General features: G+C 42.1%; 28 protein-coding genes, 1 pseudogene and 1 other annotated feature. All 29 genes and pseudogenes read left to right on the forward strand.

Annotated features, from left to right (window positions below; all coding sequences use genetic code 11):
• Positions 1–21 precede the first annotated feature (21 nt).
• Complete coding sequence (locus ACFPZG_RS11725; protein WP_317941123.1) at positions 22–1,728, forward strand: sensor domain-containing diguanylate cyclase; 1,707 nt, start codon at positions 22–24, stop codon at positions 1,726–1,728.
• 18 nt (positions 1,729–1,746) lie between these two features.
• Positions 1,747–3,477, forward strand: a complete 1,731-nt coding sequence (locus tag ACFPZG_RS11730) for a sensor domain-containing diguanylate cyclase (protein ID WP_317941122.1) — start codon at positions 1,747–1,749, stop codon at positions 3,475–3,477.
• Positions 3,478–3,525: 48 nt separating this feature from the next.
• Positions 3,526–4,281: a prepilin peptidase gene (locus tag ACFPZG_RS11735; RefSeq protein WP_283732307.1), complete on the forward strand. Its 756-nt coding sequence runs from the start codon at positions 3,526–3,528 to the stop codon at positions 4,279–4,281.
• A gap of 89 nt (positions 4,282–4,370) precedes the next feature.
• Positions 4,371–5,039: a hypothetical protein gene (locus ACFPZG_RS11740; RefSeq protein ID WP_317941121.1), complete on the forward strand. Its 669-nt coding sequence runs from the start codon at positions 4,371–4,373 to the stop codon at positions 5,037–5,039.
• A 75-nt stretch (positions 5,040–5,114) separates the two neighbouring features.
• Complete coding sequence (locus ACFPZG_RS11745; RefSeq protein ID WP_381427355.1) at positions 5,115–5,735, forward strand: nucleoside triphosphate pyrophosphatase; 621 nt, start codon at positions 5,115–5,117, stop codon at positions 5,733–5,735.
• A gap of 28 nt (positions 5,736–5,763) precedes the next feature.
• Positions 5,764–6,441, forward strand: coding sequence for a RadC family protein (radC, locus tag ACFPZG_RS11750; RefSeq protein WP_283734662.1), 678 nt, complete (start codon positions 5,764–5,766; stop codon positions 6,439–6,441).
• Positions 6,442–6,679: 238 nt separating this feature from the next.
• Entirely contained in the window at positions 6,680–7,696 is a 1,017-nt protein-coding gene (locus tag ACFPZG_RS11755) for a rod shape-determining protein (RefSeq protein ID WP_283732302.1), read from the forward strand.
• 18 nt (positions 7,697–7,714) lie between these two features.
• Positions 7,715–8,626: a rod shape-determining protein MreC gene (gene mreC / locus ACFPZG_RS11760; protein ID WP_317941120.1), complete on the forward strand. Its 912-nt coding sequence runs from the start codon at positions 7,715–7,717 to the stop codon at positions 8,624–8,626.
• On the forward strand, positions 8,623–9,141 hold the full coding sequence (gene mreD / locus ACFPZG_RS11765; RefSeq protein ID WP_283732301.1) for a rod shape-determining protein MreD: 519 nt from the start codon (positions 8,623–8,625) through the stop codon (positions 9,139–9,141). Before mreC ends, mreD begins: the two co-directional genes overlap by 4 nt.
• A 26-nt stretch (positions 9,142–9,167) precedes the next feature.
• Entirely contained in the window at positions 9,168–9,839 is a 672-nt protein-coding gene (gene minC, locus ACFPZG_RS11770; protein WP_283732300.1) for a septum site-determining protein MinC, read from the forward strand.
• A gap of 1 nt (position 9,840) precedes the next feature.
• Positions 9,841–10,638, forward strand: coding sequence for a septum site-determining protein MinD (gene minD / locus ACFPZG_RS11775; protein ID WP_283732299.1), 798 nt, complete (start codon positions 9,841–9,843; stop codon positions 10,636–10,638).
• 126 nt (positions 10,639–10,764) lie between these two features.
• Positions 10,765–11,316: a M23 family metallopeptidase gene (locus tag ACFPZG_RS11780; RefSeq protein ID WP_283732298.1), complete on the forward strand. Its 552-nt coding sequence runs from the start codon at positions 10,765–10,767 to the stop codon at positions 11,314–11,316.
• Positions 11,313–11,927 carry a metalloprotease gene (locus ACFPZG_RS11785; RefSeq protein WP_283732297.1) on the forward strand — a complete coding sequence of 205 codons (615 nt, stop codon included), beginning with the start codon at positions 11,313–11,315 and terminating at the stop codon, positions 11,925–11,927. Before ACFPZG_RS11780 ends, ACFPZG_RS11785 begins: the two co-directional genes overlap by 4 nt.
• Positions 11,928–11,966: 39 nt before the next feature.
• Positions 11,967–12,041, forward strand: a sequence feature (ribosomal protein L21 leader region).
• A gap of 13 nt (positions 12,042–12,054) precedes the next feature.
• A complete protein-coding gene (gene rplU / locus ACFPZG_RS11790; protein ID WP_283732296.1) occupies positions 12,055–12,363 on the forward strand; it encodes a 50S ribosomal protein L21 in 309 nt (102 codons plus the stop codon).
• Between the two features lie 6 nt (positions 12,364–12,369).
• The gene (locus ACFPZG_RS11795; protein WP_283732295.1) at positions 12,370–12,696 is read left to right on the forward strand and encodes a ribosomal-processing cysteine protease Prp; all 327 of its coding nucleotides are present in this window, start codon (positions 12,370–12,372) and stop codon (positions 12,694–12,696) included.
• Between the two features lie 12 nt (positions 12,697–12,708).
• Entirely contained in the window at positions 12,709–12,999 is a 291-nt protein-coding gene (rpmA, locus tag ACFPZG_RS11800; protein ID WP_251624735.1) for a 50S ribosomal protein L27, read from the forward strand.
• A gap of 200 nt (positions 13,000–13,199) precedes the next feature.
• Positions 13,200–13,718, forward strand: a complete 519-nt coding sequence (locus tag ACFPZG_RS11805) for a Spo0B domain-containing protein (RefSeq protein ID WP_283732294.1) — start codon at positions 13,200–13,202, stop codon at positions 13,716–13,718.
• Positions 13,719–13,729: 11 nt separating this feature from the next.
• Entirely contained in the window at positions 13,730–15,025 is a 1,296-nt protein-coding gene (gene obgE, locus ACFPZG_RS11810; protein ID WP_317941119.1) for a GTPase ObgE, read from the forward strand.
• Positions 15,026–15,106: 81 nt separating this feature from the next.
• Positions 15,107–15,562, forward strand: a complete 456-nt coding sequence (locus ACFPZG_RS11815) for an ACT domain-containing protein (RefSeq protein WP_283732292.1) — start codon at positions 15,107–15,109, stop codon at positions 15,560–15,562.
• Between the two features lie 28 nt (positions 15,563–15,590).
• On the forward strand, positions 15,591–16,454 hold the full coding sequence (gene pheA / locus ACFPZG_RS11820) for a prephenate dehydratase (protein ID WP_283732291.1): 864 nt from the start codon (positions 15,591–15,593) through the stop codon (positions 16,452–16,454).
• A 190-nt stretch (positions 16,455–16,644) separates the two neighbouring features.
• On the forward strand, positions 16,645–17,964 hold the full coding sequence (locus tag ACFPZG_RS11825; RefSeq protein ID WP_283732290.1) for a LysM peptidoglycan-binding domain-containing protein: 1,320 nt from the start codon (positions 16,645–16,647) through the stop codon (positions 17,962–17,964).
• Positions 17,965–17,971: 7 nt separating this feature from the next.
• A complete protein-coding gene (locus tag ACFPZG_RS11830; RefSeq protein WP_283732289.1) occupies positions 17,972–18,841 on the forward strand; it encodes a phosphotransferase in 870 nt (289 codons plus the stop codon).
• A 234-nt stretch (positions 18,842–19,075) separates the two neighbouring features.
• Positions 19,076–19,419, forward strand: a pseudogene (locus ACFPZG_RS11835) (MerR family transcriptional regulator); the annotation flags it as partial.
• A 45-nt stretch (positions 19,420–19,464) separates the two neighbouring features.
• Positions 19,465–20,607, forward strand: a complete 1,143-nt coding sequence (locus tag ACFPZG_RS11840) for an RNA-guided endonuclease InsQ/TnpB family protein (protein WP_283732288.1) — start codon at positions 19,465–19,467, stop codon at positions 20,605–20,607.
• A gap of 141 nt (positions 20,608–20,748) precedes the next feature.
• The gene (ruvA, locus tag ACFPZG_RS11845) at positions 20,749–21,354 is read left to right on the forward strand and encodes a Holliday junction branch migration protein RuvA (protein ID WP_283732287.1); all 606 of its coding nucleotides are present in this window, start codon (positions 20,749–20,751) and stop codon (positions 21,352–21,354) included.
• A gap of 33 nt (positions 21,355–21,387) precedes the next feature.
• Positions 21,388–22,392, forward strand: coding sequence for a Holliday junction branch migration DNA helicase RuvB (gene ruvB / locus ACFPZG_RS11850; RefSeq protein WP_317941118.1), 1,005 nt, complete (start codon positions 21,388–21,390; stop codon positions 22,390–22,392).
• 38 nt (positions 22,393–22,430) lie between these two features.
• Positions 22,431–23,471, forward strand: a complete 1,041-nt coding sequence (queA, locus tag ACFPZG_RS11855) for a tRNA preQ1(34) S-adenosylmethionine ribosyltransferase-isomerase QueA (protein WP_283732286.1) — start codon at positions 22,431–22,433, stop codon at positions 23,469–23,471.
• Positions 23,472–23,509: 38 nt separating this feature from the next.
• Entirely contained in the window at positions 23,510–24,649 is a 1,140-nt protein-coding gene (tgt, locus tag ACFPZG_RS11860; RefSeq protein ID WP_317941116.1) for a tRNA guanosine(34) transglycosylase Tgt, read from the forward strand.
• A gap of 38 nt (positions 24,650–24,687) precedes the next feature.
• A complete protein-coding gene (yajC, locus tag ACFPZG_RS11865) occupies positions 24,688–24,960 on the forward strand; it encodes a preprotein translocase subunit YajC (protein WP_283732284.1) in 273 nt (90 codons plus the stop codon).
• Positions 24,961–25,025: the final 65 nt, after the last annotated feature.

The raw sequence follows: 25,025 nt of genomic DNA on the forward strand, positions 1-25,025 counted from the left end.
AGTTGGTAGGGGGTAAGTGGGTTGTCTGATAAGAATTGGTCTACAGCATCTCAGTTTATCATCTGGTTCCTTATAGTTCCTCCGGGTATGTTTTATTTCCTTTCAAACCAAATGCCCGAAGAACTTAATATATCGTATCTCTTTTTATTTATCATTTTTAGTATGTTGACGACTTTATTCCCTATTAAGCTAAAAGGGGACCCTATAACTTTAGTCATGTGGGTGACGATACCTGCATTTCTTCTATACGGTATTGCCATTGAAATGATCATTATGCAATTTGCTGCAATTGCAATCCTTTTTGTTTCAAAGGGTACTATACAAAATAAAATCCAACGCTTTTTAATTAATTCGTTGATGATGTTCTTGCTGTCAATCGTTAGTGCTGGGGCTTTCTATTTAGTCGGTGGTCAAGTAGGTTCTACGGACTTTTGGTCTCTTCTTATAGGGGTTTCGGTTTATAGGCTTATTCACACAGCTGCAAATATAGGGTTTATTAAATTTTATTTGCAGATTCGAGGTATGAAAAGCCTATACACGAAAAAAGACATTGGGTATGAGTTTTCAAGTATCGTATTGATATTGCCATTAGCTTTAACGTTTTATTTCCTATTAAATTTAGTTGGTGCACCATCATTTTTACTAATGGGAGTACCGTTTTTCTTAACGATATTTTTCATACGGCAATATGGCCGATCTGAGAAAGTAAATGAGTATATCAAAAGTGTAGGAGAGATTGGGAGTAGCCTATCTGTATTGACTGATGTGGACCAAGTGACTGAAAAATTCATAATGAAAAGTCAAGAGTTATTCAATGCCGATATTGTTTTTCTGTTTAACAATCATAATCAATGGTTGGAACTCGATAAGGCTTATGATAAACCCCATTTACTTCCTAAGGATACACATTCAATTCGGTTAGGCGAAGGCATTGCGAGGATGGTGCTTTCGACCAATGAACCTGTCATCTATACAAAAAGTAATGATTTTAAACAATTCTCGATCTCCTCTGTTCCTGACGAAATCGAAAGTGTCCTCTGTATACCGATGACTCATAATAATCAGACTGGTGGAATTCTTCTATTAGGATCAAATCGGAAATCTGCATTTAAAGATTACCATTTGAAGATATTGGAATTACTTGGTTCTTATTACATTGTAGCGCTTGAAAAGGCCCGTTACGTGACAGAGGCCTTGCTTAAAAGTGAAAGATGTGCATTGACTAGTCTTTACAACTATAGATATTTAGAAGATAGACTACATTATGAAATGGAACGCATGCAGAAAAAGGATATTGAAGATCTGTCCGTAATCATGCTTGATATTGATCGTTTCAAAGTAGTAAACGATACGTACGGGCATCAAAGTGGAAACGACATATTAAAGGAATTGGCGAAAGTTCTTAAGGGTGTTTTACCTGAAGATGGAACTGTAGGACGGTATGGGGGGGAAGAATTTATCTACCTTTTACCGGGGTTCTCTAAATCGGAAGCTTTGGAATTTGCAGAAAAACTTAGAGAAACGATTAGACAGCATACATTTTCAATCATCCCGGACTTGAGCTCGGATAAACGGAAAATCGAAGTGAATATCACAACAAGTATTGGGGTAACAAGTGCGCCTTTTGATACAGATGAGGCGATGGCCTTGCTTCGAAATGCCGATCGGGCATTATATATAGGAGCGAAGCAGGCTGGGCGTGATCGGGTCGCGGTGTACGTGAAATAAAGGGTGGAGGGACAGGGAATGAATGTTACTGCTGCAAATAAAAGAAATATATATGTATTGTGGCTATTAATCGTTCCTTTTGCCTTTTATGCCGCTCTGAATTTCTTTCCATCTAATAGTTATGATTATTTAAATATGATCATTTATCTGTTGTTTTTGATAGCAATCATGATGATTTCAATTCCAGTGGATAGAGTTTCTATTACTCTTGAGAGATGGATCATTTTCTCACTGTTCTTCCAGTATGGTGTCTTATCGGAAATGGTTTTTATGCAAATTGCAATGTTCGTCTTATTATTCACGTTAAAATCTTCTACCCCTAAGACATTTAGATTTGCTTTCAACTCAATTGTTTTTTCTGTAGTTTCACTTGTGGGAGGCTATGTTTTTTATGCATTCGGTGGTTCTTTGCAAAATATGTCTTTGGCTAATTTCTTTATAGCAGGTTTCATATATGCGTCGGTCTATTCATTGGTCAATAGCGCATTGCTCATCCTAATCTTTAAAATGTTGAAGCAAAAAAATGCGGTCACGAAAAAAGCCGTGTTATGGGATTTTGTCGTGACAATCCTGTTATTGCCGTTTGCCATTATCTTCACCCTTCTGTTTCAACAAATTAGCGGAAAGGCTTTCTTGCTAATAGGGGTGCCTTTCATATTAGTTTTGTTAGTTACAAGTAAATATCTGAAGTCCGATATATTGAATGATTTACTTTCTTCAGCAGCTGTAATCGGCCATCATCTCGCTGAAAGTCTTCGTGTGGATGACGTCTTACGTACATTTGTCGAGAAGATTAAAAATGTCATCCCTTACGAAAGTGCGTATATCATCGATTTGCGTGTTGGGGGAAATTTGATCATGTTATCCTGTGTGGAAGGTGAATTTCAGCGCAAAGAAGCTATGAACTTTTCATTCCCAAGTAAAAATAACGTGAAGGACGGACTTGATGTCGAGATGACAAAAATGTATCTGACAAGGAAAAGTCTATCTGCATTGAATGGTTTTACATTTGCCCCCTCAGTTGAAAGTGTACTGGCGGCCCCTGTAAAAAGAGATGGTAAAACGGAAGGATTTCTCATCTTGACTTCAAATCAGAAATACGCTTTTGATGAAGTGCAAACGAAAATGGTGGATCTATTGACTAGCTATTTTGCGACGGCAATGGTGAAGGCGAGGTATTATGAAAAAACAGTGGAAAAGAGTACTCGATGTGCATTAACAGGAATACACAACTACCACTATCTTGAACAAAAACTGGATGAGGAAATTGTTCATTTCCATACAGGAGAAGTTCAAAGTCTGTCTGCCATTATGCTGGATATTGACCATTTCAAGTCCATTAATGATACATATGGACATCAAAGCGGCAATGATTTGCTTGTTTCACTTGCGAATCTCCTTTCGAAGTTTCAGCATAAAGGGATGACATTGGCCCGATATGGAGGAGAGGAATTCACAATTATCCTACCAAACTTTTCAAAGGATGAAGCTATTAAACTTGCAGAGTTGATTCGCAAGGACGTCGAAAAATCAAAGTTTGAAATCATCCCGGACTTATCCGACAATAATGAACCGATTAATGTCCAAATGACAATTAGCCTCGGAGTTGCCACTATGCCGGAAGATGCAAAGGACGGGAAGGATCTCTTAAGAAACGCCGATCGTGCTCTTTATATTGGTGGCAAACAGGCGGGACGCAACCGTGTCGGAATATATGAGGAGAATAGTGGTATGAAAGTGACAAATTAAGGGGAAACAGAATACTACCATACAATAATGCTGGAAATGAGTGATTGAATGGAGATTGTCTGGTTAGCCTTATTTTTCATATATGGCTGTGTTTTTGGTTCTTTTTTCAATGTGGTTGGACTTCGGGTGCCGAAAAAGGAATCAGTTGTTAGACCGCCATCCCATTGCACAACATGTGGTCGGAAACTAAGGCTTTTTGATCTAATCCCTGTTCTCTCATATGTCGTCCTCCGAGGGAAATGCAAAGGGTGCGGACAAAAAATAAATGCGATTTATCCCTTCATTGAGCTTATTACTGGCGTCTTGTTTGCCTATGCCTTTTTTCAACTTGGCTTCAGTAAGGATTTGATCATCGGGATTCTGTTTGTTTCGTTGCTTGTCATCATAACCGTATCCGATATTTCTTATATGATCATCCCTGATAAAGTGCTTCTCCCTTTCGCTATTTCGTTTCTGATCCTTAGATGGCTAATACCTATGTCTCCATGGTGGGACAGTTTTTTAGGGGCGGCAATCGGTTTCAGTGTGCTATTTATTATAGCCATCGTGTCGAAAGGTGGAATGGGAGGCGGAGATATAAAGCTATTTTTCGTCATTGGTCTTGTTTTAGGCACTATAAACACATTATTGACGCTGTTTCTTGCTTCAATTATTGGTTCGATCGCGGGCGTTTTTGTCTTGAAGAAGACTGGTAAAGGGAAGAAGACTCCTGTCCCATTCGGACCGTCCATAGCACTTGCTGCTATCATTTCTTACTTTTACGGAAAAGATTTTGTCGAATGGTATCAGCAATTATTCTTTTAAGTCGATAAATTTTTTAGGACAAGGCGACATACGTCTTGTTCTTTTTCATGTCTTTTCTGATACGGTTACTAAAAACGGGGTGGTCTGGCATGAACTTCAAAAAAAAGTATTCTAAGGTGACAGTAGCGGCGGCTATGCTTCACGGTGTCATAGTCGGTATTGCGGCTGTTGCGATTGTTGGTTTTTTAATCGTAGGAATGAATGGAAAAGGGAAAGAAAAAGCAGTGGAGAACGAGGTGGTAACGAACAATCCGCAAGAGACAGTCGAAACGACTCCGACATCCGGGCCGGCTATCATCTCAAACGAAGCACCCTTGAAATTATACGCAAAGCAGCATGGGGTTTTCTCCTCGGCAGAGTCAGCCAGACAACTCTTTGCGGATGATCCGGCTCTTGGAAAGGCCGCCATCATAGAAGTGGGGGGGCAATATTATGTGTGGAGCGCTATTGGCGTCGTCGAGGAAGAAATCGATGTTAGTGAGTATGAAGGAACTTTCCGTAAGCCGTTCTTCGTGAACACAAACTCCTGTAATACGGTTGGAGCAGGGAAATTAAGGAAGGCATTGGTAGAGACGGAATTATCACAAATTAAAACTTTGACCGTTACCTCGGAAAGTGAAAATGAGGATCCGAAAGTTGCTGACTTCCGAAAGAATATTGTTGCTGTGACCGTGTTTACAAACGATTTAAGGGTTATTCGTCTACATCTTTTAAACCATTATTCCCATAACAATGGCTGTGCGGTTATAAATTTTTAACGTTGAAATACGGGCCGAAATGGAATTTCTGCGGTTTTATGAAAATTTTCAATTACCTCCTTCTCAAGTATGATAATGAAAAAGGAGGTAGAAGAAATGCAATTCATTTCGGAGAGACAAATTATTTTGGCGTCAGGTTCGCCAAGGAGACGGGAACTTTTAGGCGTTTTAGGGCTTCCCATTAAAGTGTTGCCAAGCAATGTCGAGGAAAATGTTGAATTGATTGATAAGGACTTTAATGATTATGTCCAAAAACTTGCGGTCAAAAAAGCTGCAGCTGTTGCGAATATGAAGCCCGATGCGGTAGTTATTGCTGCTGATACAATCGTTGTTTTTAAGGATGAAGTCTACCCTAAACCGGCAACAAAAGAGCAAGCTGAAACATTTTTGAAGACATTCTCTGGAAAGGCACATTCGGTTTTCACGGGAGTGAGCATTCTTGGCGGTGGAAAGGAAATTGTTTTTTCTGAAGAAACGAAAGTGGTATTCAAGGAACTTGATGACAAGCTGATAAAGGCATATGTCGATTCTGGGGACCCGATGGACAAGGCTGGTGGCTATGGCATTCAAACTGCTGGCGTCTTGTTAGTTGATAAAATAGAAGGCGACTATTCGAATGTAGTAGGCCTCCCACTCGCTAAATTGGTAGAAATTTTACGCAGGGAACGTATCATCCAACTGAAGGAGGGTGAATGATTCCTTGACTGCGGACCTAAAAGATAAAATGATGATCCGGGATGTACATATCGCGGACAGACCTCGTGAAAGGCTTATCCGCCAAGGTGCAGCAAGTTTGTCGAACCAGGAGTTGGTCGCTATTCTGCTAAGGACAGGTACGAAGGAAGAATCCGTATTATTACTTGCGAATAGAATCTTGAACTCATTCGATAAGATACAGGACTTGAAAAATGCAACTGTTGAGGAAATGATGGCGGTAAAGGGGGTTGGACAGGCAAAGGCCGTCCAACTACTTGCAGCAGCGGAAATTGGAAAAAGGATTCACCGTAGGCATTCTGAAGGACGGTATGTCATAAAGTCACCTGAAGATGCAGCTGCCTATTTAATGACGGACATGTCCTCGCTGCTGCAGGAGCATTTTGTCGTCCTTTTTATGAACGTTAAGAACGAAGTATTGCATAAACAGACGATTTTTATCGGCAGCTTAAATTCATCCATCGTACATCCTCGCGAAATTTTCCGTGAAGCCGTGAAACGATCGGCGGCTTCGATTATTGTTTCACATAACCATCCTTCTGGAAATCCATCGCCATCACCTGAGGATATCGAAGTAACAAAAAGGTTGGTAGAAGCCGGGTCTATTATGGGAATCGAGCTGCTCGATCATATCATTATCGGCGATCATCGTTTTATTAGCCTAAAGGAAAAAGGCTTTATGGGTTAGTAAGTTACTCCTTGTTTAGTAAAATGTGTAAGTGTAATTGACTAACTTTAATGGCTCAACTTACCGTCGTTGATGGGTTAATTGCTTTTATTACAAAAATATGAAAAAACAAGGCGTAAGTATCAAAACTTTGCTTATTTCTCTTGAGGCTGTGAATTTGTTCCCCAATCCGTTATAATGTGGTGTATGATTTCAAGAAGACCATTTTTAAACGGTCGAATAGAAAGGAAGAACAAATTTGTTTGGATTTGGAACGAGAGATGTCGGGATTGACCTCGGCACAGCAAATACATTAGTTTTTATAAAAGGAAAAGGGATTGTTCTACGCGAACCATCCGTCGTTGCGAAAAATACAGTTACGAATGAAATTGTTGCGGTCGGTTCGGCGGCTAAAAATATGATTGGACGTACACCGGGATCTATAGTGGCAACGCGCCCGATGAAAGACGGAGTCATTGCGGATTTTGAAATTACAACAGCGATGATTGAACATTATATGAAAGAAGCGACTAAAGCTGCAGGAGGCAATTGGAAGAAGCCGAATGTCATGGTTTGTGTTCCTTTCGGTATCACATCAGTCGAACAGCGCGCAGTGATAGACGCAGCGAGACAAGCGGGTGCAAAAGATGCGTTTACAATCGAGGAACCGTTTGCTGCAGCAATCGGTGCGAATTTACCTGTTTGGGAACCTACAGGCAGCATGGTCGTCGATATAGGTGGCGGTACTACAGAAGTTGCTGTTATTTCTTTAGGCGGAATCGTGACAAGCGAATCGATTCGCGTCGGAGGTGACTCAATGGATGGCGCAATCATCAGCTATATTCGTAAAGTCTATAATCTGACAATCGGTGAACGTACTGCAGAAGCCATCAAGATTGAAATTGGCTCAGCGAGAGTATCTAGTAAGCCAGAAAAAATGGAAATCAGAGGCCGTGATCTTTTAACAGGTCTACCAAAAACATTAGAAGTTTCCTCTGATGAAATTGTTGAAGCACTTCGTGAATCCATTACACAAATTATTGAAGGCGTTAAGAAAACATTGGAAGCTACACCACCGGAACTTTCCGCCGACGTTATGGAGCGCGGAATTGTATTGACGGGTGGCGGAGCACTTCTTGAAAACTTGGACAAGGTCATTTCGGATGAAACGAATATGCCTGTCTTCATAGCAGAGGACCCTCTTGATTGCGTAGCAATTGGAACGGGGAAAGCGCTGGATAATTTTGATGTGATTAAAAAGATGCAAGCTAGGTAATGAGGGAGGATTTTGGCAATGCCGCGATTTTTTACGAATAAACGGTTGATATTATTGCTAGTAGGCGTCATCGTCCTTGTGGCATTGATTTCATTCACATTAAAAGACAGGCAAAATGCCACCCTTCCAGAACAAATCGTAAAAGATGTCGTCGGTTTCGGGCAATCACTTTTCTCGAAACCGGCACATTATATTACCGGCACGTTGGATAAAATCGATGGAATCTTGAATACATATGAAGAAAACATACATTTGAAAGCAAGATTAAAAGAATATGCTTCCACGCAGGCTGAACTCGCAGATGTGAGGGCTGATAATGAGAAGTTACGTCAAATCATCGGCAAGGAAGAAAGTCTTCGTGATTATTCTCCAATCCATGCAACTGTCATTTCTCGAAATCCCGATCAATGGGAAGAGAAAATCATCATTGATAAAGGGACAGTGGAAGGTGTTAAGTTGAATATGGCTGTAATGACCTCAAGCGGTTTAATCGGAAAAGTAGTCCTTGTCACCCCATTCAGGTCGACAGTTGAACTGCTTTCGACAGAAAACCGTAATTTTCGGGTTGCAGCAGTCATTCCTGGTAAAGAATCTATTTTCGGTTTGATAGAAGGATATGATCGGACTCGTGGAGAATTAATCATGAAGAGGATTGATTCCGATTTCGATGTGAAGGAAGGGCAATTGGTTCAGTCTTCTGGTCTTGGCGGAATTTTTCCAAAGGGACTGCTAATTGGTGAAGTAACAGAAGTGTCTACGGATGACTTTGGATTGACAAAATTGGCGTATATCCGTCCTGCTGCAGATTTTGGCATGTTGGATCATGTAATGGTGGCAAAAAGATCATCCGTTATTGTCTCTGGTACGGATGGAGATGTGGCTGAGGAAGAAGATGTAGCCGTGGAAGAAGAGGGGGAGAATGGATCGTGATCAGGTTCATAATCCCTCTTATTGCCGTCATATTATTTTTCCTCGAACCGGTTTTCAGCCTCTTCTCACCCGTGACAATCGGGGATGGACAATACACACTTGTACCGCGATTTGTCATTGTTTATCTGATTTTTATCGCCGTTTATTATAGTAGGCAACGTGCAATCATCTATGGAATCGTACTTGGACTCTTGTATGATATGTATCACATTGATATTATTGGAGTATATACTTTTTTATATCCGGCGATTTGCTATTTAGCAACATTGATTATTCGCCAAGTGTATCGTCATATTATTACTGTGATGCTCTTATCGCTAATAATGGTTGCGCTGCTTGAAATCTTATCATACTTTTTCGCGAGTCTAATTGCTCTTACAGCAATCGGGTTCGAGGATTTCCTGATGAGCAGGCTTTCGCCAACAATGATTGCCAATTCCATCTTCGTTTGCATGTTTGGCTATTTCTTTAAGCAACTTATCGATAAAAGAGGATTGGAAAAGGCCGGATTATAAACCTTGAAAAAATGTGAGGGACGCAAATGACGAAACAGCACTATGTAACAATAAAAGGGACAAAAGACGGACTTGTCCTCCGACTTGACGACAAATGCGCTTATTCGGACATGATTGCAGAACTCCGCAATAAAGTCAGCGAAAACAGTCTTGAAGGGCTGGCAGAAGTAAAAGTCCATATCGGAAGTCGATATTGTAATGAAGAAGAACTTAAAGAAATTATGAATATCGTCCATGAATCACCACATTTACGAGTTTCGAAGATTCAAAGCGAAGTGATTACTCTTGAAGAATGCAATCGAAGGATCTTAGAAAACCAGTCTGAAACCTATATCGGAATTGTCCGTTCGGGACAGGTCGTGAAAGCTGATGGAGATCTTGTCGTAATCGGTGATGTCAATCCGAACGGCAGGGTTGTGGCGGCGGGTAGCATATATATTTTAGGAAGATTGAAAGGGATCGCACATGCGGGGGCGACTGGTAATGAAGAGGCGGTCATTGCAGCCTCATGGCTGGAAGCCACGCATTTGATGATAGCGGATAAGATGGAAACGATGACGGATGAACTGACGATACTGTCGGATCAACCCGAGATGGAATGTGCATACATACATCCGAATGGTTTCATAGCCATCGACCGTTTACAGGAGCTTCGGATTCTCCGGCCCAATCTGTCAACATTTAAAGGAGGGAGCTAGTGTGGGAGAGGCAATTGTAATTACGTCTGGAAAAGGTGGAGTCGGTAAAACGACAACATCTGCGAATCTTGGGACAGCATTGGCTCTACAAGGTAAAAAAGTCTGTTTAGTGGATACGGATATTGGTCTTCGTAACCTTGACGTCATCCTTGGTCTTGAAAACCGTATCATCTATGACCTCGTAGATGTAATTTCAGGCCGATGCAAAATTCATCAAGCACTTGTCAAGGACAAACGTTTTGAAGATGGACTATTTTTGCTTCCAGCAGCACAAACGACGGATAAAAATGCTGTCAATCCGGAAGAAATGAAAGAACTCATTACCGAATTAAAAAGGGACTATGATTATATTTTAATCGACTGTCCCGCAGGTATTGAACAAGGTTATAAAAATGCCGTAGCCGGAGCGGATCGAGCAATTGTAGTGACGACACCTGAAATTTCAGCAGTACGGGACGCTGACCGAATCATTGGACTTCTTGAACAGGAAGATATTGAACCTCCAAAGCTCATTATCAATCGTATTAAGAGCCGACTTGTGAACAGCGGCGATGCACTTGACGTCAATGAGATTACAATGCATTTATCTATCGATCTTCTTGGAATTGTGCTGGATGATGAAAACGTTATCTCCTCCTCAAATAGAGGGGAGCCAGTTGTAATGGACCCTTCGAATCCGGCGGCTATCGGCTACAGAAACATCGCCCGCCGAATTTTAGGCGAATCTGTTCCACTTATGTCCCTTGACGAAGGAAGACCTGGATTTTTCGGCAAACTTAAATCATTATTTGCAAAATAATCAACTCTTGGCTTAATCGCCAGGGGTTTTTTTTATGTAATTCTTGTAAATGATCCAAATTAGACATTTGCCCATAATATTCATAGTACGACCGTCATATACTGAGAAAAAAGGTGGTGTGGCGGGGTGAAATGGAAAACAAAGTGGGTGCTTGCAATTATCGTAGCAATTAGCGTATTCAGCTTTGCCAAATTGGAGGAATTAGGCGTCATAAACAAACCAGTTACCCAATATATAACGACGGGTAAAGACTTTATTGTCATGAAAAAATGGGTCTCTTCTTTCTTTAGCGATCCAGAAGAAGACAGAATCACTGTCTCCTCTGATAACACTGAAGAGCTTCCTTTTGCTGCATATGAATCGATGCAACCTTATAAGGACGGCGTCATCGTATCCTACACAAATGCGATGCCTATTACCGCCCAAGGGGACGGGCTTGTCGTGTTTACTGGCTTTACTCGTCAATCCGGCAAAACGATTACTGTCCTATACGAAGATGGCGATGAGGTCACATATGGATTTGTTGGATCCTTACAAAAACTTCCCTATTCAACTGTAAAAAAAGGGGACACGCTCGCATTGATGAATGATGAAGCAATCTATTTAAAAGTCAAAAGGGAAGGGACCATACTTGATGCTGCAATACTGGCAACCTATTTTTCGGAAGACAGTAAATGAAGCTTCGACTTCATCCCATTTTGGTGCCCTTCTTCCTTTTGCTCTTCATATCAGGTGGTTTTGCTCTTTACGCACTCATATTCATGTCGTTACTCATACATGAGGCCGGGCACATCGTTGCGGCAAGAGCTTCCGGGATGAAAGTCCGTATTTGCACGATTTTGCCATATGGAGGAGAATTGCAGATTCCTAGTAGGTATCTCTACGGAAAAAAGCAACAAGTGATGGTTGCGATCGGTGGACCAATCGCGACGGCAATTCTCCTATTCATAGGATTAATCGTTCCGTTTCCAGGTAATGATCAGTTTGTACGAATCCAATTAGCTATTTTGTTTCTAAATTTATTGCCGATTCTCCCGCTTGACGGTGGACAAGCTTTATTAGCCCTATTGGAAAGTGATGCCAATAAATATAAAGTCAGATCAGCATTTTTAATTTATTCGATTTCAATTTTGAGTGTATTAATTCTATTATTATTTATAGGTTGGCCAAAAACGGTTTTGGCTATTGCACTTGCTTTATTTTTATTGGTCCAAAATATATCCGCTTTTAAGTTCCGTAAATATGAAAGAGCATATGAGTTGCTGAAAAGAAAACAGTTGACGTCATAAGCCGTGCATGGTAATATTTTAATGTTATTGTTTGTAGCACCCGTGCTACAACCGCTCTGACAAGGTACAAGTATCCGTTTAGGATCACCCAAGAAGGCGAGTCTGAGTCTAAAGAGGAGGTGCAAGTATGTACGCAATCATTGAAACAGGTGGAAAACAAATCAAAGTCGAAAAAGGTCAAGAGGTTTTCATCGAGAAACTAGTCGGTGAAGCTGATGAAACTGTAACATTCGACAAAGTTCTATTCGTTGGTGGAGAAGACGTGAAAGTTGGCGCTCCATTCGTGGAAGGTGCTTCTGTAACGGCTAAAATCGTTAAACAAGGCCGCGCTAAGAAAATCACTGTATTCAAATACAAGCCGAAAAAGAACTACCACAAAAAGCAAGGTCATCGTCAGCCATACACAAAAGTTGTCATCGAAGGCATCAACGCGTAAGCGGGCATGATCAAAATCATTATTGATGAAAAACAATCGGGTCGTATCAGCTCTTTTGAGATGAAAGGCCATGCCGATTTCGCAGAACATGGAAAAGATCTCGTCTGTGCGGGTGCATCAGCGGTTTCATTCGGAGCCGTCAATGCCGTGATCGCACTCACTGGAATAACACCGGATATAGAGCAAGGATCCGATGGAGGTTATCTCAAAGTGGTTTTTCCGGAGACGGAGAAAGACGACGAAATTCAACTAATCGTGAGGGCAATGATTGTTTCATTACAGACGATTGAACAAGATTACGGGCAACATATAAAACTTATTTTCAACCGATAGGAGGTGGCACTAATGTTACGTTTGGATCTCCAGTTTTTTGCATCGAAAAAAGGGGTAGGTTCTACAAAGAACGGTCGTGACTCTCATTCGAAACGTCTTGGCGCAAAGCGTGCTGACGGACAATTCGTTTCTGGCGGCTCTATCCTTTATCGCCAACGCGGAACAAAAATTCACCCAGGTGAAAACGTTGGCCGCGGCGGGGACGATACACTTTTTGCGAAAGTTGACGGCGTAGTTCGTTTCGAACGATTTGGCCGCGACAAGAAAAAAGTAAGTGTGTACCCTGTAGCTCAAGAAGCTTAATGTTATAACTGACATTGAAAGGACTGCATTTTATGTGCAGTCCTTTTTATTTTTAATTTTTCATCATTATTATCAAAGTGCTTGGTAAGAATTGTAGCGTCCGCCTAAAGCGAAAATTCGATATATCCTCCCATTATTTTTGACGAAACTCATATTCAAAATGCTATACTGTATAGTATGAAACTTTTGGCGGTGATAAAATGGGATCCGAAAAGCTGACAGTGGGAAAAGCATTAAAGTTTGCACGCCATGATTTTTTAAACGATTTACAACTTATGTTACTAAACCTGGACCTTGGCAATTCATCTGAAGCTAAAAAAACACTAATGGATACAACAGAACGCATGAGGCAACTATCGATGCTGGAAAAACTGCGTTTGCCCGAGACGGAAGTTTGGTTAACGACTTTCGAATGGAGGCATACTGCCTTTTCAAAAGTACTACAAAGTAATATTACAGCTGCTGAACGTTCAATCGACGATGCAGCACTAACCGATTATTTGGAACGTTTGATCAAAAGTGTCGAAACGGTTGTAGATCCATGGAATGAATACAACGTTCATATAACCGTGAATGCCAGTGAAATGAATTGGTCTATTCAGTTGAAAATAGATGGTCCACTTAAAGGCGTTCCGCTAATTCCAATGGCCGCCAATGGTATTGAAGTGACTGAGGAAATTCAAGATGAGCAATGCATGTTCACAATCAGTGGACAATAGGAGGAAGTAAAATGTTTGTCGATCACGTAAAGGTATATGTTAAAGGTGGTAACGGCGGGGATGGAATGGTTGCATTCCGCCGGGAAAAATATATTGCTTATGGAGGTCCAGCAGGTGGAGACGGAGGTAAGGGCGGCGACGTAATCTTCAGGGTGGATGAAGGATTACGGACGCTAATGGATTTCCGTTACCAACGCCATTTCAAAGCTCCTCGAGGTGAGCATGGCGGAAGTAAAAGCATGCACGGTAAGGGCGGAGAAGACATGGTCGTAAAAGTACCGCCGGGCACAATTGTGAAGGAAGTTGAGTCCGGAATTATCATTGCGGACCTTGTTGAACATGGCCAAACTGCTGTCATCGCAAAAGGTGGCCGTGGGGGACGTGGGAACTCACGCTTCGCAACACCACAAAACCCTGCTCCAGAACTCTCCGAAAAAGGGGAGCCGGGAATCGAAAGAGAAGTCACTCTTGAGTTGAAAGTTCTTGCGGACGTGGGATTGGTAGGTTTTCCGAGTGTAGGGAAATCGACATTATTATCCGTTGTGTCTGCAGCTAAACCTAAAATTGCCGATTATCATTTCACAACGCTTGTACCGAATCTTGGCATGGTTGAACTAGAAGGCGGAAGAACCTTCGTCCTTGCAGATTTGCCGGGTCTTATTGAAGGTGCGCACGAAGGAGTCGGGCTTGGTCACCAGTTTTTACGACATATCGAGCGAACGCGGGTCATTATCCATGTTGTCGACATGTCTGGACTTGAAGGCCGTGACCCCTTCGAAGATTTTCAGACAATCAATGAAGAATTGGAAAAATATAATTTGCGTTTGATGGAGCGTCCACAAATTATAGTCGCGAATAAAATGGACATGCCTGATGCTGAGGGAAATCTGAAGGAATTCAAGGAAAAGTTAGCTGACGAAGATGCGTTGATCTTCCCGATTTCGGCACTCGCTCACGAAGGGTTGGATCAGCTACTATTTGCCGTTGCCGATCTGCTTGAAACAACTCCAGAGTTTCCGATGTATGAAATTGAAGACGAGGAAGAGGAGAATCGCTCCGTTCTTTACAAACATGAAAAAGAAACGGCTGATTTTAAAATCACTCGTGATGATGACGGTGCATACGTACTTTCCGGTTATGCAATTGAACGTCTATTTAAGATGACTGATTTCAACTTTGATCAATCCGTCCGTAAATTTGCCCGTCAAATGCGCGGAATGGGAGTCGATGATGCACTTCGTGAACGTGGTGCAAAAGACGGGGATACGGTTAGACTTCTTGACTTTGAATTTGAGTTCCTAGAATAATGTCTTTTATAGTTATTGTGTCCAACATCTAGCTCCGGGTGGCAACCGCCACCCTCCGCTTTTGATTTAAGGAGGCATTCCATGAAACCATTGGGGGAAGGGCAATTTTATCTTGTAAGAGAAGATGTGCTCACTGAATCGATGTTGAAAATGCTTGAAGCGAAAAGATTGCTCGCTAGCGGTGAGGAAAAAACAATTCAAGAGGCGACCAAACGGGTTGGACTTTCCAGAAGTGCTTATTATAAATATAAGGATACTGTATTCCCGTTTGAGTCGATTGCCCGTGAGCGTGTCTTAACAATATTCATTCAATTAGAAGATCGGAAGGGTTCACTTGCATTGCTTTTACGAGTCATCTCGGAGGCAAAGTGTAATGTGCTGACAATCCACCAGACTATACCGGTGCAGGGTCGAGCAAATATTACGCTTTCATTGGATGTAACCGAAATGGAGATTAGAATGGAGGAGTTCATGCATAGGTTGAAAGCCCCGAATTTTATTGACTCCGTTCATCTGATCAGCTCAGGGGCATTATAATAATCAGTTGCTTTAGGAGGTACTGAAAATGGTTGAAAAACAATACACGCCAACGGTCGCTTATTTGGGTCCTGAAACGTCATTTACTCATGTGGCTGCAACACTCCTCTTTGGAGATGTGGGCCTGGTACCACAACCAACGATACCCGATTGTATTGAAGCTGTAGCGGAAGGGAAAGTCGCTTATGCGATTGTTCCTCTTGAAAATGCACTCGAAGGGTCAGTACCGATGACAATCGATTATTTATTCCATGGGAGTGAGTTGTTTATCAACGCTGAAATATCAACTCCAATTGAACAGCATCTCATGGTGAATAAAATACGGAAGGATGAGTCGGGACAACTGCAATCGATTCATTCCCATCCAGTGGCGCTTGCTCAATGCCATAAATATTTGCAATATCATTACCGCCGTACGCCATTGATGCAGACTACATCTACTGCCGCAGCTGCAAAATACGTTTCCGATAACCCGGAACTAAATATTGCGGCTATCGGTAATCGATTGTCTGCTGAAAAATACGGACTACATATAGCAGAAGAAAATATCCATGATTTCCATTTTAATCATACCCGATTTGTTGTTTTGTCCCAGCGAAAGGGCTTTTTGGATATACCTTTCAAGTCGGAGTCGTCAAAAACAACATTAATGGTGAAATTGCCGGAAGACGATCGTTCGGGGGTGCTTCACCAAATACTTTCCGTTTTTGCCTGGCGCAAACTCAATTTAAGTAAAATTGAATCCAGGCCTATGAAGACGGGATTAGGAAATTATTTTTTTATCATAGATGTATTGGAAGATGAAGAGCATCCTATGTTGAGAGGCGCACTTGAGGAACTTACATCATTAAATTGCGCTGTTCGCTCATTCGGATCGTATTATACGTTTTAACCAAGGCCCTTGAACCGAATTAATTTCGGCTCGGGGTCTTTTGTATTTAGTAGATACAGATTGTTTTTTGATGAATAATAGATCCAATTCCGCAATATACATAGTATGAGAGAGGGCGCCAATCACGAATTTGCGTCACATAGACGGGCGTTCGTTCATACGATGGATTGATGGAAGGGGGATTTTGTTAGTGGATGTCCATATTGTTGTAAAAGGGGATACGTTGTGGAAGATTGCACGACAGTACGGTATCCCTTTTGAAGATTTGAAAAGGGTCAATGCCCATTTGGCGAATCCGGATTATATTGTACCAGGAATGAAAATATTCCTACCGAAGAAGGCGGAACATAAGCCGGGCGGGAAAGGTCCGGAAAAAATGCCTGAGAAACACCATCATCAACCTGCAGCGCCGCCAATGGAGAGGCACCATCATCAACCTGCAGCGCCGCCAATGGAGAAGCACCATCATCAACCTGCAGCGCCGCCAATGGAGAAGCACCATCATCAACCTGCAGCGCCGCCAAAGGAGAAACACCATCATCAACCTGCAATTCCGCCAATGGAGAAGCACCATCATCAACCTGTAGCTCCGAAGCAGCCAATTCCTTTGCCGCATGAGAAAGAAAAGGTGAAGCCTATGCCGCCAGCAGCGCCGCCGCAAATGAAGCCACCTGTTCCACAACCGCCTGTAATGCAACCACCGAAGCTACCGGAAACGCCACCAGCACCACCAGTGATGCCGCCACCTGCACCGCCGGTAATGCCGCTACCAGCACCGCCGGTAATGCCGCTACCAATGCCGCCAATGGCTTTTCAGCCTTGTTTTCAGCCTTGCTGTCAACCGATAATGCCTTTTCATTGTGGTTGGGTGCCGATATACGATGCCGATTGCATGCCGATTATGCATCCAGGTTTTGCACAGCCAACACCACTCCCGGCGATGCAAATGCCTCCACAGCAACTTGGAACTCCATCTTTCCCTGCTCAATCGGGAGTAATGCCACCGTTGATGGATATTAGTGAGGAAGAAGAGTACGAGGAATCGCCGATTCACCCAGGGGGTGGAATGGGTGTTTCACCAAATTATCCAATTAGTGGGTGGGAGTTAACTGAGTCTCCAACAATGGAATCTCCAACAATGGAAATGCCAATGGAGAACGAGATGATGAATCTACCACCTGAACAACAGCCATATATTCCGCAAATGATTTCGCCTGGATTCCAACCAAATCAAGGCGGTATGTTGCCGCGTCCTCAGGACGTGTTTGGAGCTAATTTCCCATGGCATATGTATTGTTCTTGTGGATGCCATCAGTTCCCAGGACATTTTCCGGGATTTGATAGTGGATTCTACCCAACGAATATGATGCCGATGCAATCAATGCCGGCGATGCAACCGATGATGCAACCAATGCAACCAATGCAGCCGATGCAAATGTTTCCAACGCAAATGTACCCAATGAATATGCAACAGTTCAATTTAATGGATAATAACGGCTGCGGATGCTGACCGGCGTATGGCGCTGGAAAAGAACATTCGTAAAGTAAAGGATAATGTATGGAAATTGCAAGAAGGCGAAGCCTCCTACTCATTAAAAAAATATAAAACCCGATCTACGGCAGTGAAAGTAGAGTATGTACATCGGCAGCTCCAGACAATCAGATTCCCGCATATTGTTCCGATCATTTCGACGGAAGATCCGTTATATATCATGCAGCCTTGGATTGAAGGAACAAAACCAGTCAACTTTAGAAAAAGGGTAGACCGAACGGATTCACTAATGGCTCTTCAAGCGTTGCATGAGACAAAAGAGATGATTGATTGGGATGCTTCCCCGTATCTGCATAGATATCAACTTATTGATAAATGGCAAGAAAGATTGGAACGTTTCATCGATAATCGCAATGCAAGTGAAAATTACCTTGGTAAAAAGACGGTCGACGAAATTATTCTATATGGAAAGAAAGCTCTTCCTTTGATAAAGAAGCAATACCGTCAACCCTTTGGCCAAACTTTACTTCACGGCGATGTCGTACACCATAATATTTTGCGTGATGAAAATGGAATGATTCGCTTTATCGATTTTGATCTTGCATGTACGGGGCCTCCCGGAACTGAGCTTGCGCTTTGGATGCATCGTGTACTACCGAATATCGGCTATAACCTTGAATTTCTTTTAGCGGAACAATCCGCCTTAAATGATTTAGATAATGCTTCAAAATCAATGCTGCTTTATCCAAATGAGCTGTTAAGGGAATGGCTTCACCTTTTAAACTTACCTAAGAACAAGCAATATAATCTTGCAAGGAAACTCATACCATTTACAGAAAGCGCCCTCTCTTCCTGGCCGAAGCTATGGTATGATGTCGAACGGAATATGAACTAATTCAGTGCAACCCATTATAGATGAGCCAATAAGCCGCTTTGACAGCGGCTTATTTTTTTTGCTCCCACACACCGGGGGAGGCATTAACACATCTATAGATAGAAAATCCGTTCGTATGCTATAATAGTTTCTATACTTTAGGGGGGCTTATAACAGACGACTCAAGGTTAAAAAATAGAAGAAATTTCAAGTTTATTATATTTTTTTGTATAACGAAATTAGCGGTGATAGAGAATGAAATATTATTCTATTGGCGAATTCGCTGAATTGATCGGGAAAACGAGTCAGACATTAAAAAAATGGGATTAACAAGGGGTTTCCAAGCCGCATCATGTTAAAGCGGTTATCGATATTATTCGTACGAACAGCTCCGTCACTTCTTAGGCGTTTAAAGGTGAACGACAACTGAATAAAGTGGTGAGGTTATTGCAGGGTTAGCTCGCAGAATCAAAAAGATGACCTGGATAAAAATTGAGAATGTCAAAACGTATTATGTTGCAATAGGTTATCAATTTGAAATCATAACGGATGTTGAAAGCAGGATGAACTGCAATAAAAAGGGATTAAACAAACTAATCGTTAAGCAAACAAAGCCAAGAAGATGATTAAGGAGTTGTTAGAGAATGATTCTTGCGAAGAAAATCAGACTCCGACCAACTAAAGAACAAGAAAAACAGTTATGGAAGTCTGTAGGTACTGCCAGATGGGCGTATAATTGGGCGTTAAACAGACAACAGGAAAACTTCATGCAGGGAGACAAGTTTATTTCCAATAATGACCTGCGGAAAGAACTGACAAAACTGAAACAAATGGAAACATTTTATTGGTTATTTGACGTATCAAACAATGTTACAAAACAGGCGATAAAGGATGCTTGTATAGCATATAAAAATTATTTCAAGGGGAAGGCCAAGTATCCTAAATTAAAAAGTCGTAAAAAATCAAAGCTATCCTTTTATAATGATACCGGCAAATTAAAAGTGAAAAGGAATTTGGTGTTGATCGAAAAGGTAGGTTGGATAAAAACAAGTGAGCAGATTCCGATGGGGGTTTCTTATACCAATCCGAGAATTAGTTTTGACAATAAATATTGGTATATTTCCGTGGGGATTGAACAAGAATTTGAACAGCCTGAACTAACAGATGAAATCATTGGAATTGACTTAGGGATTAAAGAGTTGGCTGTTTGTTCCAATGGTCAAGTATTTAAGAATATCAACAAAACCAAAGAAATAAGAAAGACCGGGAAACGCTTGCGTAGGTTGCAACGAAGCGTATCGCGCAAATACGAGATGAATAAGGAGGGAGACCGTTTCGTCAAAACGAGCAACATTATAAAACTTGAAAACCGGATACAACACCTACACAGGCGATTATCCAATATCCGAAACAATCATATTCACCAGGCAACTAACGCTATCGTGAAAACCAAACCAAGCAAAGTTGTGATGGAGGACTTGAATGTGAGTGGCATGTTGAAAAACCGCCATCTTTCAAAAGCAATTGGAGACCAGAAATTCCATGAGTTCATTCGCCAAATGAAATATAAGTGCGAAAAATATGGAATTGGATTCACTAAATCGGATCGTTTTTACCCGTCCTCCAAAAAGTGTTCATCATGTGGAACGATTAAAAAAGACCTGAAACTGTCTGATCGTGTGTTTTCATGTGAATGTGGATTGAAGTTGGATCGGGATAGAAATGCATCATTAAATTTGGCAAGCTATGAAGGATTAACAGTTTTGTCACCAACAAGACACTGTTAATGTGTAGGGTTCGTTGTACCCGAATTTACGCTTGTGGACTGTTAGAACAAACGAAATTAGCTTCGGCAAAATCGGACAGGATGAAGCAAGAATCAAACAGGCTTTATAAAATTTTATAAGGTTTTGGCAACGGAGAATGATTTGTACGATTATATTAAAGGGATTGTCACACGTGTGACACCGGAATACATAACGCTCGAGCAGGGGGGCGTTGGATGGCAGATTATGACTCCTAATCCATATGCATTCCACAGGACTGAAGAAATTCAACAAGTATTTACCTACTTGCATGTCCGTGAAGATATGCAGTGGCTGTTGGGATTCAAATCACTGGAACAGCGCGAACTGTTCAAAAAACTCATCACTGTTTCGGGTATCGGTCCGAAAGGCGCACTTGCAATTTTGGCGAGTGGCATCCCATCACAAGTAATTGGTGCAATTGAAAGGGAAGATGAAACCTTCTTAGTCAAATTCCCAGGTGTTGGTAAGAAGACTGCGAGGCAGATGATCCTTGACCTAAAAGGAAAACTTGGAGATCTTTTCTCCGAAATCGAAATGCCGGATACGGAGGCTACACTTCTTTCAATGGCTGAAAATGACGCGTTGGAAGAAGCGATCCTTGCATTGCAGGCGCTTGGCTATTCTCAGCGGGAACTGACCAAAGTGAGAACAGAGATGCAAAAGGAAGAATTGGATACGGAAGGTTATATGAAACTTGCGCTACGCTTATTATTGAAACAGAAGTAGGTGGAATCTGTTTGGAAGGAGGAATAGGCAGGCATGGAACGAGTCATTTCAAGCGAGAATTCCAATTATGACGATAGCTTCGAACAATCGTTGCGCCCGCAGACGTTGCAACAATATATTGGACAGGAAACTGTAAAGGACAATCTGAGTATTTTCATCCAAGCCGCAAAGGGTAGAAATGAAAGCCTGGATCATGTCCTTCTTTATGGTCCTCCGGGACTTGGAAAGACAACATTGGCGACAGTTATTGCCAATGAGATGGGTGTCAATGTGAAAATGACAAGCGGCCCCGCTATAGAACGGCCAGGGGATCTTGCAGCCGTCGTCTCATCATTGGAGCCGGGAGATGTCCTTTTCATCGATGAAATACATCGCTTGAACCGGTCAATCGAGGAAGTGCTCTATCCGGCAATGGAAGACTTTTGTCTCGATATTGTTGTCGGGAAAGGGCCATCCGCAAAGTCGATAAGACTTGACCTACCTCCATTCACACTGATAGGTGCTACAACAAGAGCAGGCTCTCTATCCGCGCCGCTTAGAGACCGTTTCGGAGTACCACTTCGTCTTGAGTTTTACAGCGAAGAACCGTTAAAAGAAATTGTCACAAGAAGTGCAAACCTATTCGACGTCGCTATCGATGAAGGTGCGGCTGTAGAAATTGCCAGAAGGTCAAGAGGGACACCGCGGATTGCGAACAGACTACTACGGAGGGTACGGGACTATGCACAAGTCAGGGGAAATGGAAGCATTACTTTTGCAATTGCTAAAGAGGCCCTTGAAATGTTGCAAGTCGATTCCCATGGCTTGGATCATATCGACCATAAATTACTCTTAGGTATGATTGAGCGATTTCGTGGCGGCCCGGTTGGAATTGATACGATTGCTGCAAGTATTGGGGAAGAGTCGATTACTATTGAAGACGTTTACGAACCCTATTTGCTGCAAATCGGCTTCATCCAAAGAACACCTCGTGGTAGAATCGCTACACGACTTGCCTACGAACACTTCGGCCTAACAGCCCCCGAAACAATAAATTAAATGTACTTAGTTAAAGATAGAAGGAGTCTTCGCAAATTATGGATGTAAATGATTTCGACTTTGAATTGCCGGAAAGTCTAATAGCACAAACACCATTAAAAGATCGTACAGCAAGCCGACTAATGGTACTGGACAAAGTTACAGGAGAAATTGAACATCATCAATTCCGTCAAATTGTCGATGAGCTACAGGCAGGAGATGTACTCGTACTTAACGATACACGCGTCCTTCCCGCCCGTTTAATCGGAATTAAGGAAGATACCGGTGCATCAATCGAAGTCCTTCTCCTAAAAGAATACGGCCAAGACGAATGGGAAACACTTGTGAAACCTGCAAAACGGGTCAAAGTCGGAACTGTCATATCGTTTGGTAATGGTACGTTACAGGCAGAATGCACTGAAATATTGGAACAAGGTGGCCGAGTATTCCAATTCCGTTATGAAGGCATCTTCTATGAAATTTTAGATGAACTCGGACAGATGCCTCTACCTCCATATATCACCGAAACACTCGATGATCAATCGCGCTATCAAACTGTTTTTGCAAAAGAAAGAGGATCCGCTGCAGCTCCTACTGCCGGTCTTCATTTTACTGAAGAGATCCTGCAGGAAATCAGAGACAAAGGCGTTGGTGTTGAGTTTATCACTTTACATGTAGGTTTAGGTACATTCCGTCCAGTCAGTTCTGATACGATAGAAGAGCATACGATGCATTCCGAGTATTATCACGTAACCGAAAGCGCTGCAAACGCGATTAACGAGGCAAAGTTAAGTGGTGGAAATGTCATTGCTGTTGGTACAACCTCTGCTCGCACACTTGAGACAATTGCTTCGCAAAATAATGGGAAAATTGTTCCTACGAGCGGTTGGACTTCCATCTTCATCTATCCGGGGTATGAATTCAGTATTCTTGACGGGATGTTGACGAATTTCCACTTACCGAAATCGACGTTAATTATGTTAATATCGGCCATGACGACGCGGGATCATATTTTAGCTGCATATAAAGAAGCAGTGAAAGAGAAATACCGATTTTTCAGTTTTGGTGACGCAATGTTTATCAAGCCTCCAAAAAAGTAATGGGAATAAGATTCCTAAATTAGAAAGGGTAGTAGTTAATGGCAGCAATCACATACGAACATATTAAGACGTGTAAACAGACGGGTGCCCGTTTAGGTATCGTCCATACGCCACATGGATCATTCGAAACTCCTGCCTTCATGCCTGTCGGAACGCAAGCAACCGTCAAGACAATGTCTCCAGAAGAGCTTAAAGCGATGGGTGCAGGAATAATTCTTAGCAATACGTATCACCTATGGCTAAGACCGGGACATGACGTCATTAAGGAAGCTGGCGGCCTTCATAAATTCATGAATTGGGATCGGCCAATCTTAACGGATTCAGGCGGTTTTCAAGTATTTTCATTGAGCGAATTCCGTAAAATAGAAGAGGAAGGTGTCCATTTCCGTCACCATTTGAATGGAAGCAAACTTTTCCTCAGCCCGGAAAAAGCGATGGAAATTCAGAATGCACTTGGTTCGGACATCATGATGGCATTTGACGAATGCCCTCCATATCCCGCGACATTTGAATATATGAAAGCGAGTGTCGAACGTACATCTCGATGGGCGGAACGTTGCCTGAAGGCGCATGCCCGTCCTGAGGATCAAGGTCTTTTTGGCATCGTGCAAGGTGGGGAATTCGAGGAACTTCGTAAACAAAGTGCAAGAGACCTTGTTTCATTGGACTTCCCGGGTTATGCTATCGGAGGATTGTCCGTCGGTGAACCGAAAGATGTCATGAACCGTGCGCTTGAATTCACAACTCCTTTGTTGCCGGAAAACAAACCGCGTTACTTGATGGGAGTCGGTTCTCCGGATTCATTGATCGATGGTGCGATACGCGGAGTTGATATGTTCGACTGTGTTCTACCTACGCGTATTGCTAGGAATGGAACACTTATGACGAGCGAAGGACGCCTCGTTGTGAAAAATGCGAAATACGAGCGCGATTTCGGACCATTGGATCCGAACTGCGATTGCTATACTTGCAAAAATTACAGTAGGGCATACATCAGGCATTTGATCCGTGCGGGTGAAACCTTCGGTATTCGATTAACGTCTTATCATAATCTCCATTTCTTATTGAATTTAATGGAGCAAATTAGGGAAGCAATCCGCAATGACCGTCTCGGAGATTTCCGAGAAGAGTTTTTTGAGCAGTATGGATTTAATAAACCAAATGCAAAAAACTTTTGAATCTTGTATAATAAACCGAGAGAAAAGGGGGGAATAAAATGGGTGACTCATTAGGAACTTTGCTTCCGATTATCGCAATGTTTGCAATTATGTGGTTTTTGTTGATCCGACCTGCACAAAAAAGGCAAAAACAGACTAAATCAATGCAGGAAAGTTTAAAACGCGGTGACAAGGTTATTACAATTGGCGGAATTCACGGTGTAATCGACGCAGTGGATGAAGGTTCTGTATTCTTGAAAGTAGCGGACGGTACAACTTTGCAATTCGATAGACAAGCTGTTGGTCGTGTTGTGGATGCAAGCGCATCTTAAAACTTTTAAAGAGGCAGTCACACAGTTATACTGTGGTGCTGCCTCTTTCTTATTTTGTATATTCC

Origin of the sequence: Sporosarcina thermotolerans, from assembly GCF_042658975.1 — a bacterium.
Taxonomy (GTDB): domain Bacteria; phylum Bacillota; class Bacilli; order Bacillales_A; family Planococcaceae; genus Sporosarcina; species Sporosarcina thermotolerans.